The sequence below is a fragment of the Dechloromonas denitrificans genome, from assembly GCF_020510665.1.
In the GTDB taxonomy this organism is placed as follows: Bacteria; Pseudomonadota; Gammaproteobacteria; order Burkholderiales; family Rhodocyclaceae; genus Azonexus; species Azonexus denitrificans_B.
On sequence record NZ_CP075187.1, the window covers coordinates 1,133,767 to 1,153,432 of the forward strand.

19 protein-coding genes and 2 tRNA genes are annotated in these 19,666 nt (G+C 56.5%); 17 read left to right on the forward strand and 4 right to left on the reverse strand.

The annotated features are described in order from the left end of the window. The first annotated feature begins 2 nt into the window (after positions 1-2). From ispG to KI614_RS05335, 12 genes are all read left to right on the forward strand, one after another. Positions 3-1,232, forward strand: a complete 1,230-nt coding sequence (ispG, locus tag KI614_RS05280; protein ID WP_226408363.1) for a flavodoxin-dependent (E)-4-hydroxy-3-methylbut-2-enyl-diphosphate synthase — start codon at positions 3-5, stop codon at positions 1,230-1,232. Further along, complete coding sequence (gene hisS / locus KI614_RS05285; RefSeq protein ID WP_226408364.1) at positions 1,229-2,527, forward strand: histidine--tRNA ligase; 1,299 nt, start codon at positions 1,229-1,231, stop codon at positions 2,525-2,527. The genes ispG and hisS overlap by 4 nt, the downstream gene beginning before the upstream one ends. Positions 2,528-2,531: 4 nt before the next feature. Continuing rightward, on the forward strand, positions 2,532-3,170 hold the full coding sequence (locus KI614_RS05290; RefSeq protein ID WP_226408365.1) for a YfgM family protein: 639 nt from the start codon (positions 2,532-2,534) through the stop codon (positions 3,168-3,170). Beyond that, positions 3,170-4,330 carry an outer membrane protein assembly factor BamB gene (gene bamB / locus KI614_RS05295; protein ID WP_226408366.1) on the forward strand — a complete coding sequence of 387 codons (1,161 nt, stop codon included), beginning with the start codon at positions 3,170-3,172 and terminating at the stop codon, positions 4,328-4,330. The genes KI614_RS05290 and bamB overlap by 1 nt, the downstream gene beginning before the upstream one ends. Beyond that, entirely contained in the window at positions 4,327-5,658 is a 1,332-nt protein-coding gene (gene der, locus KI614_RS05300; RefSeq protein ID WP_226408367.1) for a ribosome biogenesis GTPase Der, read from the forward strand. Before bamB ends, der begins: the two co-directional genes overlap by 4 nt. A gap of 77 nt (positions 5,659-5,735) precedes the next feature. Next, positions 5,736-5,972 (forward strand): RNA chaperone Hfq, encoded by a 237-nt coding sequence (gene hfq, locus KI614_RS05305; RefSeq protein WP_203469067.1) that lies wholly within the window; start codon positions 5,736-5,738, stop codon positions 5,970-5,972. Positions 5,973-6,035: 63 nt separating this feature from the next. Further along, positions 6,036-7,193, forward strand: a complete 1,158-nt coding sequence (gene hflX, locus KI614_RS05310; protein ID WP_226408368.1) for a GTPase HflX — start codon at positions 6,036-6,038, stop codon at positions 7,191-7,193. Between the two features lie 37 nt (positions 7,194-7,230). After that, positions 7,231-8,529, forward strand: a complete 1,299-nt coding sequence (gene hflK, locus KI614_RS05315) for an FtsH protease activity modulator HflK (protein ID WP_226408369.1) — start codon at positions 7,231-7,233, stop codon at positions 8,527-8,529. Beyond that, the gene (gene hflC / locus KI614_RS05320; protein WP_226408370.1) at positions 8,526-9,413 is read left to right on the forward strand and encodes a protease modulator HflC; all 888 of its coding nucleotides are present in this window, start codon (positions 8,526-8,528) and stop codon (positions 9,411-9,413) included. The genes hflK and hflC overlap by 4 nt, the downstream gene beginning before the upstream one ends. Next, positions 9,410-9,595, forward strand: coding sequence for a DUF2065 domain-containing protein (locus KI614_RS05325; protein WP_226408371.1), 186 nt, complete (start codon positions 9,410-9,412; stop codon positions 9,593-9,595). The genes hflC and KI614_RS05325 overlap by 4 nt, the downstream gene beginning before the upstream one ends. Further along, positions 9,592-10,746: an ATP phosphoribosyltransferase regulatory subunit gene (locus KI614_RS05330; protein ID WP_226408372.1), complete on the forward strand. Its 1,155-nt coding sequence runs from the start codon at positions 9,592-9,594 to the stop codon at positions 10,744-10,746. The genes KI614_RS05325 and KI614_RS05330 overlap by 4 nt, the downstream gene beginning before the upstream one ends. A 5-nt stretch (positions 10,747-10,751) precedes the next feature. After that, positions 10,752-12,059 carry an adenylosuccinate synthase gene (locus KI614_RS05335; RefSeq protein ID WP_226408373.1) on the forward strand — a complete coding sequence of 436 codons (1,308 nt, stop codon included), beginning with the start codon at positions 10,752-10,754 and terminating at the stop codon, positions 12,057-12,059. Between the two features lie 45 nt (positions 12,060-12,104). Here KI614_RS05335 and KI614_RS05340 read toward each other — a convergent pair whose 3' ends face one another. From KI614_RS05340 to KI614_RS05350, 3 genes are all read right to left on the reverse strand, one after another. Beyond that, positions 12,105-12,494 (reverse strand): hypothetical protein, encoded by a 390-nt coding sequence (locus KI614_RS05340; RefSeq protein ID WP_226408374.1) that lies wholly within the window; start codon positions 12,492-12,494, stop codon positions 12,105-12,107. Between the two features lie 188 nt (positions 12,495-12,682). Beyond that, positions 12,683-12,767, reverse strand: a tRNA-Leu gene (locus KI614_RS05345). A 194-nt stretch (positions 12,768-12,961) separates the two neighbouring features. Then, positions 12,962-13,046: transfer RNA gene (locus tag KI614_RS05350), tRNA-Leu, on the reverse strand. Between the two features lie 38 nt (positions 13,047-13,084). On the opposite strand from KI614_RS05350, the gene rnr reads away from it, so the two are divergent. Beyond that, positions 13,085-15,490 (forward strand): ribonuclease R, encoded by a 2,406-nt coding sequence (gene rnr, locus KI614_RS05355; protein WP_226408375.1) that lies wholly within the window; start codon positions 13,085-13,087, stop codon positions 15,488-15,490. A gap of 14 nt (positions 15,491-15,504) precedes the next feature. On the opposite strand, the gene KI614_RS05360 is transcribed toward rnr, so the two are convergent. After that, positions 15,505-16,371 carry an HDOD domain-containing protein gene (locus tag KI614_RS05360; RefSeq protein WP_226408376.1) on the reverse strand — a complete coding sequence of 289 codons (867 nt, stop codon included), beginning with the start codon at positions 16,369-16,371 and terminating at the stop codon, positions 15,505-15,507. Between the two features lie 378 nt (positions 16,372-16,749). Between KI614_RS05360 and KI614_RS05365 the strand changes: the two genes are divergently transcribed. From KI614_RS05365 to KI614_RS05380, 4 genes are all read left to right on the forward strand, one after another. After that, complete coding sequence (locus KI614_RS05365; RefSeq protein ID WP_203469077.1) at positions 16,750-17,058, forward strand: hypothetical protein; 309 nt, start codon at positions 16,750-16,752, stop codon at positions 17,056-17,058. Positions 17,059-17,133: 75 nt separating this feature from the next. After that, entirely contained in the window at positions 17,134-17,865 is a 732-nt protein-coding gene (rlmB, locus tag KI614_RS05370) for a 23S rRNA (guanosine(2251)-2'-O)-methyltransferase RlmB (protein ID WP_226408377.1), read from the forward strand. A gap of 25 nt (positions 17,866-17,890) precedes the next feature. After that, complete coding sequence (locus KI614_RS05375; protein WP_226408378.1) at positions 17,891-18,763, forward strand: DMT family transporter; 873 nt, start codon at positions 17,891-17,893, stop codon at positions 18,761-18,763. Between the two features lie 99 nt (positions 18,764-18,862). After that, entirely contained in the window at positions 18,863-19,615 is a 753-nt protein-coding gene (locus KI614_RS05380; protein ID WP_226408380.1) for a substrate-binding periplasmic protein, read from the forward strand. Positions 19,616-19,666 lie beyond the last annotated feature (51 nt).

The window sequence follows — 19,666 nt, forward strand, 5'->3', positions numbered from 1 at the left end:
TTATGTCCGCTTTGAGCAAGCGTTTGACGCGGTCGACTGCGATTGGCCATGTAAAAATAGGCGGCGATGCGCCGGTTGTCGTCCAGTCGATGACCAATACCGATACCGCCGACTATCTGGCTACCGCCATCCAGTGTGCCGAGTTGGCCCGTGCAGGCTCCGAACTGGTGCGTATTACGGTGAATACGCTTGAAGCAGCGGCGGCAGTTCCCCGTATTCGCGAGCATCTGGACCGGATGAATTGCAATGTGCCGTTGATTGGCGATTTCCATTACAACGGCCATCGTTTGCTGACCGAGCATCCTGCCTGTGCCGAAGCCTTGGCCAAGTACCGGATCAATCCGGGGAATGTCGGGTTCGGCAAGAAAAAAGATGAGCAATTCGCCCAGATGGTCGAGTTGGCCTGCAAATACGACAAACCGGTGCGCATCGGCGTGAACTGGGGCAGCCTTGACCAGGAGCTGCTGGCGCGCATCATGGATGAAAACAGCCGCAAGGCCGAACCGCTCGATGCAACGCAGATGATGCGGCATGCGATGGTGACCTCGGCGCTGGAGTCAGCAGCCAAGGCTGAGGAAGTTGGCATGGCCGGGGAGAAAATCATTCTCTCCTGCAAGGTGTCCAGCGTTCAGGACCTGATTGCGATTTACCGCGAATTGTCGCTGCGGGCCAATTACGCCCTGCATCTTGGCTTGACCGAAGCCGGGATGGGATCCAAGGGGATTGTCGCGTCGACCGCGGCATTGTCTGTTTTGCTGCAGGAAGGCATCGGTGACACCATTCGCGTTTCGCTGACGCCGGAGCCGGGCGGTTCTCGCTCGCAGGAAGTCATCGTCGCCCAGGAAATCCTGCAGACCATGGGTCTGCGGGCCTTCACGCCAATGGTTGCGGCCTGTCCCGGTTGCGGCCGGACGACCTCGACCTTCTTCCAGGAACTGGCCGGCGAGGTGCAGGATTTCGTGCGCGCCAAGATGCCGGAATGGAAGCTGCACTACGACGGTGCCGAAAACATGACGCTGGCCGTCATGGGCTGTATTGTCAATGGTCCGGGCGAGTCGAAGCATGCCAATATCGGCATTTCCCTGCCGGGTACCGGCGAGGCCCCTTCGGCCCCGGTTTACGAAGATGGCGAGAAGACGGTCACCCTCAAGGGCGACAATATCGCCAACGAATTCAAGCAAATCATCGAGCGCTATGTCGAGCGCACCTACACCAAGAAACTGAAGTCATGAGTCAAACATTGCAAGCCGTGCGTGGGATGAACGACATCCTGCCCGACGAAGCCGCCTTTTGGGAGCTGTTCGAGGACACCATCCGTTCGTGGCTGAAAGCCTATGGCTATCGCCCGATCCGCATGCCCATCGTCGAGCCGACGCCGCTCTTCAAGCGTGCCATTGGCGAAGTGACCGATATCGTTGAAAAGGAAATGTATTCCTTCATCGACGGCCTGAACGGCGAAGCACTGACCCTGCGTCCGGAAGGTACGGCTGGTTGTGTCCGCGCCGTGATCGAACACAATCTGGCTGCACGCCAGACGCAGCGCCTCTACTACATCGGTCAGATGTTCCGCCACGAGCGGCCGCAGAAAGGGCGTTATCGCCAGTTCCACCAGGTGGGTGTCGAATCCTTCGGTATTGCCGGGCCGGATATCGATGCCGAAATGATCCTGATGGGGGCTCGCCTGTGGGCCGATCTCGGCCTGGAAGATATTGCTTTGCAGATCAACAGCCTGGGCCAGCCAGCCGAGCGCGCTCTGCATCGTGCGGCACTGATCACCTATTTCGAAGGCCATGCCGAACTGCTCGACGAAGATGCCAAGCGTCGCCTGCACACTAATCCGCTGCGCATTCTCGATACCAAGAATCCGGCCATGCAGGAACTCTGTGCCGCAGCACCCAAGCTGATCGATTATCTCGGGGCTGAATCGTTGGCCCATTTTGAAGGCGTCCAGCGCATCCTGCGTGATGCCGGTATCGCTTTCACGGTGAATCCGCGCCTGGTTCGCGGCCTCGATTATTACAACCTGACTGTTTTCGAATGGGTCACCGACAAGCTTGGTGCCCAGGGGACGGTCTGTGCCGGCGGCCGTTACGACGGCCTGGTCGAGCAACTGGGCGGCAAACCGACGCCAGCCTGCGGTTTTGCCATGGGCATCGAACGCCTGATTGCCTTGATCAAGGATTCCGGTGGTGAGCCAGCCGCACCTGCGCCGGATGTCTATCTGGTGCACCAGGGCGAGGCGGCCGGTCGTCTGGCTTTCCGTGTTGCGGAAGGGTTGCGCGATCAGGGCATCGATGTGCTGCTGCATTGCGGCGGCGGCAGCTTCAAGTCGCAGATGAAAAAGGCCGATGGCAGTGGTGCCGGTTTTGCTGTCATTATTGGCGATGATGAAGCGTTGACCGGGGAAGCCCAACTCAAATCGTTGCGTGCCGAAGGTGTTGCGCAGCAAAAACTCAAGGTCGATGATCTGGCAGAAGCCATCATCGGCCAGTTGATCGATTCAGACGAAGATAGCGAAGAGGAATAAGCTCATGGCGCATTACGACCTCGAAGAGCAGGAACAGATTGAAACCCTGAAAACCTGGTGGAACATGTATGGCAATCTGGTCACTGCCGTAGTGGCATCCATCGCAATTGCAGCAGTCGGCTGGCGGGGCTGGAGTTGGTATCAGGGCAAACAGACGGCTGAAGCATCGGCAGTTTATGCGGTCCTCGAACAAGCTGCTGCCGTGCGTGATACAGCCAAAGTCAAGGCAGCAGCAGGCGAACTGGCTGAAAAATTCGGTCGCACCAGCTATGCCGCTCTGGGCGCTTTGCAGGCTGCCCGCCAGTCTTTCGATGCGGGCGACAACAAGACGGCGATTGCCCAATTGTCCTGGGCTGCCGACAATGCCAAGGATGAACTGAAAGACATGGCACGTCTGCGTTTGGCCGCAATCCAGCTTGATGAAAAAGCCTACGATGATGCGTTGAAAAACCTCGATGTAGCCCATGCACCAGCATTTGACGCACGTTTCCAGGAACTCAAGGGCGATGTCCTTGCGGCTCAGGGCAAAAAGTCCGATGCACGGACTGCTTACAAGGCTGCTCTCGGAAAAACAGAGGAAAAGCCGGGCCCTGCGCGTGAGTTGCTCCAACAAAAGCTCGACAGCCTGGGTGAGGCCGCCTGATGTCCCCGCGCCTGATGTCCTTGCTGGCCGCTGCCGGATTCATGCTGTCCGGTTGTGCGACAATTTTCGATACGGTTGATTCGCTGAATCCGTTCACGAGTGCCGGCCCCAAGAAGGCCGAACTCAAGCCGATTGTGGCCAGCCTGGATGTGCGGACAGTCTGGTCTGCCAGCGCCGGCAAGGCCGGTGATTACACTTTTGCCCCAGCGGTGGTTGGCGACGCAGTTTATGTGGCCGGGCGCGATGGTGCCATCCAGAAGCTGGTTGCCGGCAAGGCAGTCTGGAAAATCAATGCAGGTCAGCCGGTTTCTGCCGGTGTCGGTGCCAACGAGCGTCTGGTTGTCGTTGGAACGCCCAAGGGTGAAGTCCTGGCCTTCTCTGCAGAGGATGGGAAACTGTTGTGGCGTGCTCCGGTGTCGAGCGAAGTTCTGGCCGCACCCGTCGTCGGTGCCGAGGGCGTTGCTGTAAAGAGCGGCGATAATCGTGTCTTCCTGCTGGATGCTGCCGATGGCGGGCGCAAGTGGGTTTATCAGCGATCCACCCCGGCTTTGTCGGTCCGCAGCGCCGGTGCCCCGATTTTTGCCGACCGTTTTATTTTTGTCGGTTTCCCTGGTGGGAAACTGGTTGCCCTGGCTATCCAGAACGGCGCGCCTGTCTGGGAAGGCGCCGTAGCCTTGCCGAAAGGCGCGACCGAACTTGATCGGGTGGCCGATATTGTGGCAACGCCGGTCATCGATGGCACCCAGATTTGTGCCGTGGCCTTTCAAGGGCGAGTTGCCTGCTTTGACATGAGCCAGGGGGGCGCAATGATCTGGTCGCGCGACGTTTCGTCGGCTGCCGGTTTGGCCCTTGATGGTCGGTATCTTTTCGTAACCGATGAGCGTGGCGCGGTCCACGCACTTGACCGGCTTTCCGGCAGCAGCCTGTGGAAACAGGATAAATTGCTGAATCGCCGAGTATCTGCGCCAGCTGTTCGGCGCGGCAATGTGGCAGTGGCCGACGCCGAAGGCATCGTGCACTTCCTTTCCCGCGAAGATGGCAGTTTCGTTGCCCGTCAGAAAACTGATGGCACACCTGTCCGTACTTCCGTACAACCGCTCGGTTCCGGCTTTCTGGTGCAAACCAGTGGCGGCAACGTGAGCCTGATCGAGCCTCAATGAAGCCTACTATTGTTCTCGTGGGCCGACCCAATGTCGGTAAATCCACTCTTTTCAATCGCCTGACCAAATCGCGCGACGCTATCGTTGCCGATATGCCCGGGTTGACGCGTGATCGACATTACGGTCACGGCAAATTAGGGACAAAGCCCTATCTGGTTGTTGATACCGGGGGCTTCGAGCCGCTGGTCAAAGAAGGCATCCTGCATGAAATGGCGCGCCAGACCGAGCAGGCCATCGCAGAAGCCGATGCGGTCATTTTTGTTGTTGATGGCCGCTCCGGCCTGACGCCGCACGACAAGGAAATTGCCAATAAATTGCGCCGCCTGGCTCGTCCGGTGTTTGTCGCGGTCAACAAGGCCGAAGGCATGAATTCCGGCATGGTCGAAGCGGATTTTCATGAGCTGGGTCTGGGTGAGCCGAATGCGATTTCGGCAGCACACGGCGAAGGTGTGCGTGGTTTGGTCGAGCTGGCACTTGAAGCCTTCCCTGAACCGGATGAGCATGAAGAGCAATCGTCCGCCATTCGTGTTGCCATCGTCGGTCGTCCGAATGTCGGCAAATCAACAATGATCAATACGCTGCTGGGTGAAGAGCGGGTCATCGCTTTTGATGCGCCGGGGACGACGCGCGATTCGATCGAAATTGATTTCGAGCGTGGCGGCAAACAGTATGTGCTGGTTGATACGGCCGGGATGCGCAAGCGCGGCAAGGTTTTCGAGTCGATCGAGAAATTTTCGGTGGTTAAAACCCTGCAATCGATTGAAGATGCCAATGTCGTCATCTTGATGGTCGATGCCCAGGCCGACGTTTCCGATCAGGACGCGCACATTGCCGACTTCATCGTGCAGTCTGGCCGAGCCTTGGTTGTCGCGGTCAACAAGTGGGATGGCCTCGATGCCTACACGCGCGAACAAACGCGTGAAACACTGCAGCGCAAACTGAAATTCCTCAGCTTTGCCAAATTCCATTTTGTATCGGCCAAGGAAAATATCGGCCTGGAATCTGTCTTCCGCTCGGTTGATAGTGCATTTGCCGCCGCCATGACCAAGATGTCGACGCCGCGCCTGGCCCGTGTTCTGGCCGATGCCGTTGCCAAGCAGGCGCCACCGAAGCATGGTGTGTTTCGTCCCAAGCCGCGCTATGCGCACCAGGGGGGATCCAATCCGCCGATTATCGTGGTGCACGGCAATGCGGTGGATCAGATCGCTGACAGTTATCGTCGTTACCTCGAACATACTTTCCGCGAAGCCTTCAAATTGCAGGGAACTCCTTTGCGGATTCAATTTGTTACGGCAAAAAATCCGTTTGCTGACAAGGATAAAAAGTAATCAGCAAATTCTTCGCCACGCTGAAGTAATTTTCGGTACATTAGGCACCTCATAACAACACACATGGAGTCCACACCATGAGCAACAAAGGGCAACTTTTACAAGACCCCTTCCTCAACGCTCTTCGTCGCGAGCACGTTCCCGTTTCGATTTACCTGGTCAACGGGATCAAATTGCAGGGCCAGGTTGAATCGTTTGACCAGTACGTTGTTCTGCTCAAGAACACCGTCACCCAGATGGTTTACAAGCACGCCATCTCCACGGTTGTCCCGGCTCGTCCGGTCAGCCTGCAGCAAGATCAGGCAGCAGAGTAATTCCTGCCTGTCGACAAGTCCGCCCTTCGGGCGGGCTGTTTCTCCCGATAGCTACAAAAAATCATGAATGAACGGCCGGCTGGCGGCGAACGTGCGGTCATCGTTCAGCTGGATCTCGGACAAGCTGATCTAGAGGATCAGCTGGAAGAGGTCCGATTGTTGGCGGAGTCGGCGGGCGGTATTGTTGCCGCTGAAATTGGCGGCCGACGGCAAAGCCCCGATCCCAAATTATTTGCCGGCAAAGGCAAGGTCCAGGAAGTGGCTGCAATGCTGGCAGCGGCCGATGCCGATCTGGTTATCTTTAACCATGAACTTTCACCGGCCCAGCAACGCAATCTTGAGCGGGAACTCAAATGTCGGGTTGTTGACCGAACGAGCCTGATTCTTGATATTTTTGCCTTGCGGGCATCGAGTGCCGAAGGGAAGTTGCAGGTCGAACTGGCACAGCTCGAGCATCTTTCGACGCGCCTGGTTCGTGGCTGGACTCACCTGGAGCGTCAGCGCGGTGGTATCGGCATGCGCGGCCCAGGCGAAAAACAACTGGAAACTGATCGTCGTTTGTTGGGAAACCGTGTCAAGTTGCTTAAGGAACGTCTGGCGCGCCTCACCCGTCAGCGTGGTGTTCAGCGCAAGGCCCGTTCGCGGGGTGATGTGCTGAGTGTTTCGTTGGTCGGCTACACCAATGCCGGCAAGTCGACCTTGTTCAATGCCTTGACCCACGCAGGTGTTTTTGCGGCCAATCAGTTATTTGCCACGCTTGATACCACGTCCCGCAAACTGTGGATTGAAGGCGCCGGTAATATCGTGGTTTCCGATACGGTGGGTTTTATTCGGGATTTGCCTCACGCCTTGATCGATGCGTTTCATGCGACGCTCGAAGCGGCGACCGATGCTGACCTTCTGTTGCATATCGTGGATAGTGCCAGTCATGCGCGCGATGAGCAGATCAGTGAGGTCAACAAGGTTCTTGAGGAAATCGGTGCCCGTGATGTACGGCAGGTTATTATCTGGAACAAGATAGACTTGACCGAAGCCTCTCCGGGAGTGGAGCAGGACGAGTATGGTAATATCGCGCGCGTTCGCCTCAGTGCGCGCTCAGGTGATGGTCTGGATTTGTTGCGTGAATCCTTGGCCGGATATGCCCGGGCAAAAGCTGAAAGTCGCCGGAACGAAATGGCGGCAGCAGAGCTCGAAGCCCGACAATACGATTACATAAGCTGAATCCCCAATATCCATGATTCCGACCCTAGGTATTTTCATGTCGCTTAATGACCCGCAGTGGGGCAACCGTGGCGGTAATGACGGTGACAAATCCGGCGGTCCACGCCGGCCAAACGATGGTCCGCCTGATCTTGAAGATTTGTGGCGTGACTTCAACCGCAAGCTTTCCGATATGTTTGGCAAGAAAGGGGGCGGCAACAACAATGGCGGCGGTGGCGATGGTCCACGGATGCCGCAGTTTGACTTCAGTCCCAAATTTCTCGGCGGTGGGCTTAGCCTGATTGCCGGTTTGGTCGCAGTTGTCTGGCTGGCTTCCGGTTTCTACATTGTCGATGCTTCGCAGCGCGGTATCGTGCTCCAGTTCGGGAGCTACAAGGAGGCGACAGAGCCTGGCTTGCGCTGGCGTCTTCCATATCCGATCCAGTCACATGAGTTGGTCAATCTGACCGGCGTACGGACGATTGAAATCGGCTATCGTGGCAGCGAACGCAACAAGGTGCTGAAGGAAGCACTGATGCTGACCGATGATGAAAACATCGTGAACATCCAGTTTGCTGTCCAGTACATCCTGAAGGATCCGGTCGAATATCTGTTTAACAACCGTCATCCTGACGAAGCGGTAATGGGTGCGGCTGAAACCGCTGTGCGCGAAATCGTCGGCAAGAGCAAGATGGACTTCGTGCTCTACGAAGGGCGCGAGCAGATCGCGACCCAGGCTGCCAAATTGATGCAGGATATTCTCGATCGCTACAAGAGCGGCATCCTTATTTCCAAGGTCACGATGCAGAATGCTCAGCCGCCGGAGCAGGTCCAGTCCGCTTTTGATGATGCCGTCAAGGCAGGTCAGGATCGTGAGCGGCAGAAAAACGAGGGCCAGGCCTACGCTAATGACGTCATTCCGAAAGCCAAGGGGACGGCTGCGCGCTTGATGGAAGAGGCCAATGGTCATCGCCAGCGCGTTATCGCGACGGCAGAGGGCGATGCTTCGCGCTTCAAGCAGGTCCAGGCCGAATATGCCAAGGCACCGGAAGTGACGCGTCAGCGCATGTATCTGGAAACGATGCAACAGATCTACTCGAATACCAGCAAGGTCATGGTTGATGCCAAGGGGCAGGGTAATCTGCTCTATTTGCCGCTCGACAAGCTGATGCAGGCAACCGTGCCGCTTGTCCAGTCGCAAGCCGGTGCATCGGAAATTGCATCGGCCCAGCAGTCTGGTGCCAAGGCAATCGCCCCTTTATCCAATGAAGCGCCGCCGCAATTGGATAATTCATTGAACAATCCACCCCGACGCGAACCTCCGTTGCGTTCGCGTGATCGGGAGAGCCGCCCATGAGCCCGCGTAGCAATATTCTTGGTTTGATCGTTGCCACCCTCTTTGTCGTGGTGGCGATGTCGATCTTTACTGTCGATCAACGCCAGTATGCTGTTGTCTTCCAGTTGGGAGAGGTTAAGCAGGTCATCACTGAGCCCGGCATGAGTTTCAAGATCCCGTTGATTCAGAACGTCCGGTTCTTTGAAAAGCGGATCATCACGCTGGATAACAACGAGCCGGAGCGCTTCATTACTTCGGAAAAGAAAAATGTCCTGGTCGATTCCTACATCAAGTGGCGGATCATCGATCCCAAGCTTTACTACATTTCGGTCGGTGGAGATGAATCTCGGGCAAAGACGCGTCTGAATCAGACGGTCAACGCTGGTTTGCGTGAGGAATTCGGTAAGCGCACGGTGCATGACGTCATCTCCGGTGAGCGTGAGCGAATCATGGACCAGATGCGCGAGAAAGCAGATGCCGATGCTCGCAAGATTGGTGTTCAGATTGTCGATGTCCGTCTGAAGCGTGTTGAACTGCCGACCGAAGTCAGCGAAGCGGTTTATCGCCGGATGGAAGCCGAGCGTAAGCGCGTGGCTAACGAGCTGCGCTCCGAAGGTTCGGCCGAGGCAGAAAAAATTCGTGCCGATGCGGATCGCCAGCGCGAAGTCATCGTTGCCGACGCTTATCGTGACGCCCAGAAAATCAAGGGTGAAGGCGATGCCAAGGCAACGGCAATCTATGGTCAGGCTTTTGGCCAGAATGCTGAGTTTTACGCGTTTTACCGCAGTCTTGAGGCTTACCGCGGTAGCTTCAAGAGTAAAAATGATGTCATGGTGGTTGAGCCCAATTCCGACTTCTTCAAGTACATGAAGAGTATCGGCCGCGGGAACGACAAAGGTAAATGACGTCGACCTTGCTGTTGGCCTTCGCACTGATGTTGGTGCTTGAAGGCATAATGCCTTTTATCGCCCCGGCGGCTTGGCGTGAAACCTTTCGCCGCCTTATTCAATTCTCGGATGGACAAGTCCGTTTTGTCGGCCTCACGTCGATGATTATCGGCCTTGTCCTGCTCATGGTCTTTGCATGAACTGGTTGTTACCTGAATACCTTGCCGATGCCTTGCCGGCTGAAGCTGCTCGTATTGAATCCCTTCGTCGCAGCGTGCTCGATCATTTTCGTACTCACGGTTTTGAGTACGTCATGCCGCCGATGCTTGAGTATCTCGATTCGCTGTTGACTGGCGCAGGCCAGGATCTCAATTTGCGAACATTCAAGCTGGTTGATCAGTTGTCCGGACGGACGATGGGTGTGCGCGCCGACATTACGCCACAGGCTGCTCGAATTGATGCGCATCTGCTTAACCACGAGGGCGTCACCCGCCTGAGCTATTGCGGTAGCGTTCTGCATACATTGCCCGCGAGTATTTCTGCGGGGCGGGAGCCGCTGCAGATCGGTGCTGAATTGTATGGATATGCCGGTATCGAGGCCGATCTCGACATCATCCGTCTTATGGCGACAGGGTTTGATCGCATCAGTTTGTCAATCAGCCGGATTGATCTGGGGCATGTCGGTATTTTCCGTGCGCTGGCTGAGGCTGCGGGATTGCCGCGTCAGGCCGAGGAGAATGTCCTTAGCCTGCTTCAATCAAAGGATATTCCCGGCTTGATCGAGGCGTGTGCCGAAGTGCCTGTACCTTATCGTGAAGCGCTACAGCTTTTGCCGATGCTTTATGGTGGAGCTGAAACATTGGCTCGTGCTCGTGCAGAGCTGCCTGCATTGCCTGAAATTACTGCGGCGCTTGATGGTTTGCAGTATCTTCTTGAGGCTGCGCCCGAGCTACCGTTCTCTATTGATCTCTCGGATTTGCGCGGCTATCACTACCATAACGGTGTGGTCTTCGCTGCATATTGCCCCGGTTATCCGGCTGCCATTGCTCTGGGTGGCCGTTATGATGGCGCGGGCCAGACTTTCGGGCGAGCACGTCCGGCAACCGGATTTTCGATGGATTTGCGCGAGGTTGCGCGTCTCGTCGCGCCAAGCGGATCCAAGGGGGCAATTCTGGCCAGTTATGCAGCGCATGACAAAGTACTGGCTGCCCACATTGCAGCCTTGCGCGCACAAGACGAAATTGTTGTCGAGTTGCTGCCGGGTGAGTCTGCCTGCGAAGGCCCGCTCTGTGACAGAAAACTCGCCCAGGTCGGTGGGCAATGGATTATTGAAGCAATACAAGAGGATTAATAAAAATGGCCAAGAATGTCATCGTGGTGGGAACCCAGTGGGGCGACGAGGGTAAGGGCAAGATCGTCGACTGGTTGACGGATCATGCACAGGGCGTGGTTCGCTTTCAGGGCGGACACAATGCCGGTCATACGCTGGTCGTTGGCGAGCAGGTTTACAAACTGAATCTGGTGCCCTCCGGTATTGTCCGTGATGGAGTGCAGTGCTATATCGGTAATGGTGTCGTGCTTGATATTCACCATCTGCTATCCGAAATCGCCGAGTTGGAAAAAGGCGGTATCGACGTTCGTTCGCGCCTGAAAATCAGCCCGGGATGCCCCGTTATTCTTCCGTACCATTCGGCCATCGACAAGGCGCGCGAATGCGCCAAGTCCGAAGACAAGAAGATTGGTACGACCGGCAAGGGGATTGGGCCGACTTATGAAGATAAGGTTTCGCGTCGTGGCCTGCGTGTTTACGATCTGTTCAATCCAGAGCGCTTTGCCGAGAAGCTCAAGGAAGTCCTGGAGTATCACAATTTCGTATTGACCCAGTATTTCAAGGCGCCAGCCGTTGATTACCAGGCTGTGCTTGAGCAGGCTCTGGCCGATGCCGAGCATATCAAGCCGATGGTGGCTGATGTTTCTGCCGCACTGTATGAAGCGAATCAAGCTGGTCAGAACATGTTGTTCGAAGGTGCGCAGGGTACGCTGCTGGATATCGATCACGGCACCTATCCGTTCGTTACTTCATCGAACTGTGTTGCGGGTCAGGCGTCTGCAGGCTCCGGTGTTGGGCCGGGCATGCTCCATTACGTACTGGGTATTACCAAGGCGTACTGTACGCGTGTTGGTGGAGGCCCCTTCCCGAGTGAGCTTGATATTGAAACCGAAGGTGTTCCGGGTTACCAGATGTCTCAGGTTGGTCGAGAATTTGGCACGGTGACCGGGCGCAAACGCCGTTGTGGTTGGTTCGATGCGGCAGCTTTGCGTCGTTCTGGGCGAATCAACGGCCTTACTGGCCTGTGCATCACCAAGCTCGATGTGCTGGATGGAATGAAGGAACTCAACATTTGTACCGGCTACAAGCTCGACGGCAAGGTGATCGACCTTTTGCCGATTGGTGCTGATGAGGTTGCCCGCTGCGAGCCTATCTACGAAACCATGCCGGGTTGGAGCGACACGACATTTGGTGTCAAGCGCTGGGAAGATTTGCCGCTCAATGCGCAGAATTATCTGAATCGTCTTGAGCAGCTTTGCCAGGTACCGATTGCGATCGTTTCAACCGGCCCGGAGCGCGATGAAACGATTCTGAAGCAGCATCCGTTTAACTGATTTTTGTCAGTGCTGCGGTCAACGGGCCCAATGGGCCCGTTTTTTTTAGCGCGGAGGCATGACGGCTTGCCATCCTTCCGGGCAGTAGCGGACATACGGATAATACTGGCCGGATGAGCCGCAGTAATACCAGCTACCTGTCTCCGGTTGAATCTGAACCGGGCGCGGTGGTGGGGTGTATGCCGGCGCGGCGTAGACCGGTGCCGCATTGGCTTGACTGTAAGCTGCGGCACCAATGGCCAGTCCGGTGATTGCCAGCAGGGCTGCCGGGCCGGCCCAGCCGGGTCCTCTGCGATGCTCCTGGTGGCGGTGGCCGTAGTAGTCATGGCGATCATGGCGGTAATCACGTTCATGTCGGCCCCAGTCGGCATGGGCACTGGTGACGCTGCCAAGTACGAGACTGAAGGCAAGGCTAATGGCGATGGTCTTTTTCATGATTGGCTGCAATATCGGTTGCGATAGCCAATTAACGCTGCATGAAAGAGTTCGATGACCGCTGTTGCGTAAGCAAGTGTGAGTAATTGTTACTCGGACGCAACGCTTCGGATGTTCGTGAGGCTGCTGTCAGTGTGCTCAGAAATGAAAAAAGGCCTTGTTTGAACAAGGCCTTCAATCAATATTACTGGTGCCCAGAAAGGGACTCGAACCCCCACGGAGTTACCCGCTAGTACCTGAAACTAGTGCGTCTACCAATTCCGCCACCTGGGCAGGTGTGAAGACCGCGATTATACATGGATTTTCAGAGTGGGCAAGTCTTGCTTGTACTGCGGTCGACTATTCCGGGCAAAAACTTTTCTTTTGTCGTGAGGATGGAGGAGTGTGAGACAATCTTTCCCGTGCCACGAAACCTGAGCAGAAATGAAAAAAGGCCTTGTTTGAACAAGGCCTTCAATCAATATTACTGGTGCCCAGAAAGGGACTCGAACCCCCACGGAGTTACCCGCTAGTACCTGAAACTAGTGCGTCTACCAATTCCGCCACCTGGGCAGGTGCGAAGAGCCGAAATTATAAAGGAACAGTAGTTGATGTCAAGAAAAAAACTTTCAAAAATTCGTAAGTCAGACCCATTTTTTGAGCGTGAATCGGCACGCTATGATTTTCCGTTGCCATCCCGGGAGTACGTCACTCAAGTGATGACTGATGCGGGGCGCCCCTTGTTGTTCGACGACCTGGTTGAGTTGCTGGATATTGCACCGAGTGAGCGCGAAATGTTTCTGCGGCGCCTGGGTGCTATGGAACGTGAAGGGCAGCTTTTGCGCAATCGCAAAGGCGATTACATCCTGCCCGAGCGGGCGAGTTTGACCCCGGGGAAAATTCAGGGGCATCAGGATGGTTATGGTTTTCTGGTGCCGGATGATGGAGGTGCCGATATCTTTCTCGATCAGCACCAGATGGGCAAAGTTCTCCATGGGGATCGTGCCCTGGTTCGGGTTACCGGCCTGGACCGGCGTGGTCGTCCGGAGGGCTCGATTGTCGAGGTGACTGAACGAGCCAATTCGCGCGTTGTCGGTCGCGTCCTGATTGAGCATGGCGTGGTTGTTGTCATCCCCGAGAACAAGAGGATTGCCCAGGATATTCTGGTGCCGCCCGAAAAGAAGGGCAAGATCAAGGCTGAGTCAGGCCAGGTGGTGATGGTTGAGATTATCGAGCAGCCGAGTAAATTCTCGCAGCCGATTGGTCGCATCATCGAAGTCCTGGGCAATTACGCCGATCCGGGTATGGAGATCGAAATTGCCTTGCGTAAGCACGATCTGCCGTTTGAGTTTTCCAAGGCTGTGCTGGCCGAAAACAAGGCATTGCCTGACAAGGTCAAGAAAACGGATATCAAGGGGCGTGAAGATCTGCGTGAATTGCCGCTGGTAACCATCGATGGTGAAACAGCGCGCGATTTCGATGACGCTGTCTTCTGTGAAAAGAAAGGCCGTGGCTGGCGTCTGGTTGTAGCGATTGCCGATGTCTCCCATTACGTCAGGCCAGGCATGGCGCTCGACAAGGAGGCCAGGGAGCGGGGCAATTCGGTTTATTTTCCACGTCGCGTCATTCCCATGCTGCCGGAAAAGCTGTCGAACGGTATTTGCTCGCTGAATCCCGATGTTGAACGAATGGCCATGGTTTGCGATATGGACATCAGCGCCGCCGGGAAAATAGGCGAATATCGTTTTTACCCGGCCGTCTTCCGTTCGCATGCCCGGCTGACCTATAACCAGGTCTGGTCATGGTTGTCAGGTGAAGCGGTGCCGGAGAGCGAGGTTCATATCGCCATTCAGCCGCAGGTGAAAAATCTGTACAAGCTTTATGCCGCCTTGCACAAGGCGCGTGGTTTGCGCGGAGCCATCGATTTCGAAACGACCGAAACGCAGATGCTGTTCAATCAGCAGGGCAAGATCGAGAATATCGTGCCGGTTGTCCGTAATGACGCGCATCGCATCATCGAAGAGTGCATGTTGGCAGCCAATGTCTGCGCTTCGGACTTTTTGGCCACGAATAAGCAGGTTTGCCTGTACCGCATTCACGAAGCACCGGGCGATGAAAAGCTCAAGAACCTGCGAGCCTTCCTGGGTGAGTTTGGTATGGCACTGGGCGGGGGCGACGATCCGCGCGCCAAGGATTACGCTGTCTTGCTTGAAAAAGTGAAACAGCGCCCGGATTTCCATCTGCTGCAAACGGTCATGTTGCGTTCGTTGCGGCAGGCAATGTACAGCCCGGACAACGTTGGTCACTTTGGTCTGGCTTACGAGCACTACACCCACTTCACTTCGCCGATCCGGCGCTATCCGGATTTGCTGGTGCATCGGGCGATCAAGGCGGTACTAGCCAAGGAAAAGTACGTGCCGGATGAAAGCTGGGAGGATATCGGCCTGCATTGTTCCGGTACCGAACGGCGGGCTGATGAAGCAACCCGCGATGTCGAAAACTGGCTGAAATGCTTCTATATGAAGGAGCGTGTCGGAGAGGTGTTCGACGGGACCATTTCGGCCGTCACTGCCTTTGGTATTTTTGTTGCGCTCGATGCAGTCTATGTCGAGGGGCTGGTCCATGTTTCAGAGCTGGGCCAGGACTATTTCCAGTTCGACAACATCAAGCATCAGATGCTGGGTGAGCGGACCGGTGAGCGCTTCAGGCTTGGCGACCGGGTCAAGGTCAAGCTGGTCAGGGCTGATCTTGAAACGAACAAGATCGATTTTGTCCTGATTCGTGAGGGTCAGCCAGCGAACGGGCACAAGTCTGTGGCGAGAGGAGGGCAGAAAGTCAGCGCCCGGGCGCCGCTCAAGGCCTCGGTCAAGCCGGTACGCAAGGCGCAGGCAGAGACGCCGGCCAAACGTCCGGCCAAGGCGTTGCCGAAAGCAAAATCAACCGGCAAGGCGGCACCCAAGCGGTCAAGCAAGGCCGTTGCCAAGCCGGCGACAAAAAAGACAGCCAAGCGGCGTTGACCGTAGCAAGCTGGTTAAAGGTGCGTCGGATCGATCAGATCCGACGCTTTGAATGCAATCCGCGATACCTGTTCGCTGTCCAGTTCCGGGAGTTGTTCTGTCAGCCACTCCAGTGAAGCGCCTGGAATGACATGCTTGGCTTCGGCAATGTCTGCCGGCAAGGCTGGGCTGTCCGGGCCTTCTGTTGAAAGATGGCGAGCGGCGTCGATGCTGATTCGTGCAAGATTGGCCCGGGTGCTTTCAATGCCCCGAATCAGCTGGGGAAGTAACGATGGCAGATTCCAGATGGCAGCACATTTCAGCGTCAGATCCTTGAAGCGAAAGCCGCAGCTGTCAACCTGCGCTTGAACCGAGCGAGGCGAGTGGCCTGAGCGGAGTGCTGCCTGAGCTGCCATCGGCAGTTCCGGCGCAAATGACCACAGCAGCAGTTCACCTATTTCGGCCAGCAGGGCTGCCATGGCTATTTCATCTGGCGATATATCGGCTCTGGCACTCCCCCAGCGCAAGGCCAGGCGACTGGCAAGGTGCGAGCGTGCCTCGCATTCGGCCAGCCCTGGATTGGCTTCGTTGGTTTCCGGGCAGGCCATCAACAATTTTCGGAAGGTATCTGAGCCGAGCTGCATTACGGCGGCAAGTGGGGTTGTCGTTTCGTGGGCAAGGCGCTGGACACGTCGTCCTTCGGCTTCTCGCAGCAGGCGCAGGCACAGAAAAGGATCGGCTGCGGCGATGTCAGCCAGTTCGAGCGGCGAAAGTTTTTCGCCTTGGCTGGATTCGAGTTCCAGTAACTGAATCTTCGATCTGGGCATGCAAGGCAACGGGTGCCCACTCAGGTAAGCGGCCCATTGATCCACGCCCCAGCGTCGTTGGTGTTCCTTGATCAAGCGTCTTCTCGTTGTTGATCGCCTGTTCAGGTTAACGTAAAAAGTTGTGATAACTGTAGGAAAAGGCTCTTTTTTTAGGGGTAAACGATAAAATAGCAAGATTCTGAGATATGGGTGTCCAGCATGGCGGAAATTCAATTGACCCGGATTCTTGCGAAAGCAGAGTCAGGGGTCAGTGCTGACTGCGCCGATTTGCCATTTTTTTTGTCAAGTCAGGCGTTGCCGGCTGACCTGAAAACCGGGCACCCGCTCCTCGATGCCGGTCACGCGCACCTGCTGGCTTGTGTCGAGGGCCTGCGTCGAATTTGCATCGATCACCGGAATTTCCGGTCATGCACCGGGTGCGGTGGTGGAGCACGGGTCAAGTGTGAAGATCAATTGGTCAGCATGCTGGGAGATTTGCTGGCCTTCGTGCTCGATCACTTCAAGGTTGAAACGCAAATCATGCGGGATTCCCTGTTGCTGGTCGTTGACCGCGAAATTTGCGAAGCCCACATGGAAGACCATGCAGCAATTTCCGGCAAAGTGCTTGAGATCGTTGCCGCGCTCGACCCCCTCAATACGGTGGGACGTATTCGCCAGCTCGATGTTCTGCTTGAGCAGTGGCTGAATAATCATATGGCCCTGCACGACAATATTCTGGCTCGCTGGGTTGAACGCGAGGACTCCGTCCTTCGTCAGAAGTAGCCCGACGATTCAATCCTCGGCACTGAATCGAGTGCCACGCGTTAAAATCAGCCTTCCATTACCTCGAAAGTTTCCATGTCTTCCCGCCTGATTTACGGCTTTCATGCCGTAACCGCCAAGTTGCGCCATGATCCTGAATCGCTCAAGGAAATCATTATTGATGCTTCCCGGCAGGATGCGCGGGTGCGTGATTTGTTGCAGCATGCCGAATTGCAAGGCATCAAGATTATCGGTAGTGATGGCAAGCGGCTTGACGGCATGGCGCCGGGGGCAAAGCATCAGGGGGTGATTGCACGGGTTGAAGGCAGCCGCAAAGTGGCTCATCTCGACGATGTGCTGGATACCCTGGAGGAACCGGCATTTCTTCTGGTTCTTGATGGCATTACCGATCCGCGCAATCTCGGCGCCTGTCTTCGCGTTGCGGACGCTGCCGGTGTCCACGCCGTGATCGCACCGAAAGACCGAGCCGTCGGCCTGACCGATGTTGCAGCAAAGACCGCCTGTGGCGCGGCAGAGAGCGTGCCCTACGTGATGGTGACCAATCTGGCCAGGACGCTGCGGGAACTCAAGGAACGCGAGATCTGGGTTCTCGGGACAGCCGGCGAGGCACCGAGCGATCTTTATGCGGCCGACTGGCCTGTTGCGACGGCCTGGGTGCTTGGTGCGGAAGGCGAGGGGATGCGCCGTCTGACACGCGAAAACTGTGATCAGCTGGTCAGTATTCCGATGCACGGCAGTGTCGAGAGCCTGAATGTTTCGGTTGCAGCCGGCGTATGTCTCTATGAGGCACGGCGTCGCCGCCCATGATCGCTGGCTGGACAGGCACTGCCGGATGACACATCGCCGTGCGGTGGCGCTAATGGTGCTGGTCACCCTGTTATGGAGTATTGCGGGCGTGGTTACCCGGCAGCTCCAGTCGGCCCAGGGGGTTGAAGTCACTTTCTGGCGCAGCATCTTCAATGCCCTGGCATTGATCGTTGCCTTGAGCGCAATGCGCGGTCCGGTGGTCTGGCGCGAATTGCTGCGTGCCAATCCCGTTGTCTGGATGTCGGGTGTCTGCTGGGCCTTGATGTTCACGGCATTCATGCTGGCTTTGACCTTGACCACGGTCGCCAATGTCTTGCTCACCATGGCGCTGGGCCCGATGGTCACGGCCGTCTTCTCGCGTCTCTTTCTCAAGCAGGCGTTGCCGATGCGTACCTGGTCCGCAATCTTTATTGCGGCTCTGGGGATCGTCTGGATGTTTGGTGGACAAGCCGTCAGTGGTGTTTCTCAAGGCGGGGTTCTGGTTGCGGCAATTGTGCCGCTGGCAGGCTCGGTCAACCTGACGCTTTTGCAACGCGTCAGCCGCCGCGGGGCTGGGGCGCCGGACATGTTGCCTGCCGTTTTTATCGGCGCCTTGCTCTCGGCCGCGGCAACCTTGCCTGTGGCCTGGCCGCTCGATACCTCCTTGCACGATCTGGGTTGGTTGGCTCTGCTGGGGGTCTTTCAGTTGGCTATTCCCTGTCTGCTGATGGTTCGTCTTAGTCGCCAGTTGCCGGCGCCGGAAATTGCCTTGCTGGCGCTCCTCGAAGTCATCTTTGGCGTGGCCTGGGCTTGGCTGGGGGCGGGCGAGCAGCCTTCAAGCCCCGTTCTGCTGGGGGGCTCACTGGTGCTGGGGGCGTTGGTGATGAATGAGGCGCTGGGGCTGCGTCGGGGTAATTGATACGTTTCCTGTTGGTGTTCTTCCAGATTTCGAATCGCGATAGGCGGCAGGAAATATCCGGGATATACTCGGCTCATCCCCCTATGACCTTAGCGATAGATGACTCCCGGTCGGTTTGTCCGCTTCTTTCTGATTTCTTTGCTGCCGCTGCTTTCATTGCCGGCAGCCAGGGCTGAGGTCGCATCTGCGCTGCGGATTGGCGTGCTGGAGGATGCGCCGCCGTTGGCTTATCGCGATGGCAACGGCCAGCTAACCGGTTTCAGCATCAAGATTGCGCAGGCACTGTGCGCCGAGTTGAGTGTGCGTTGCGAATTGATCGTCACCCGGCTCGATTATCTGGTGGATGATCTCGCCGCCGGGCATTTCGATATTGCGGCAGTCGGTTTGCTCAACACGCCGGAGCGCCGTCAAAAAATCGCTTTTACCAAACCTGTCTATCGCTCGGTGACTGTCTGGCTGGCGCGTGCCGGGGCCGAACCCGGCCAGCCCGGAATGCGGGTTGCTGCCTTCAAAGGGTCGGCGCAGGAAAGTTATGCCCGGGTACGGGGCTGGGATGTGGTTGGGGCGCATACCGATATCCAGATGGTTGATCAGCTGGGGGCCGGTGTCGCACAGGCCGTCATTGCACCTTTGATGACCCTCCTCAACCTGCAAAAGGACCCGCGTTTTCTGAAGCTTGGGCTGACGCCCAGGGTGATGCAGGTGGCCGAGCTGGATGGTCTGGCCTGTTATGGCATCAATCTGCGCCGGGCTGATCTGAAGGGACCGCTCGATGAGGCGATCGACAAGATCAAGCGGAATGGCGTCTATGACCGGATCAATTCCGAGTTCTTGCCTTTTCGGGTGAACTGAAAGCGTCCCGGTTTTGGGCCGATTGGCCCGGTCGACCGCGAAACAGGCGGC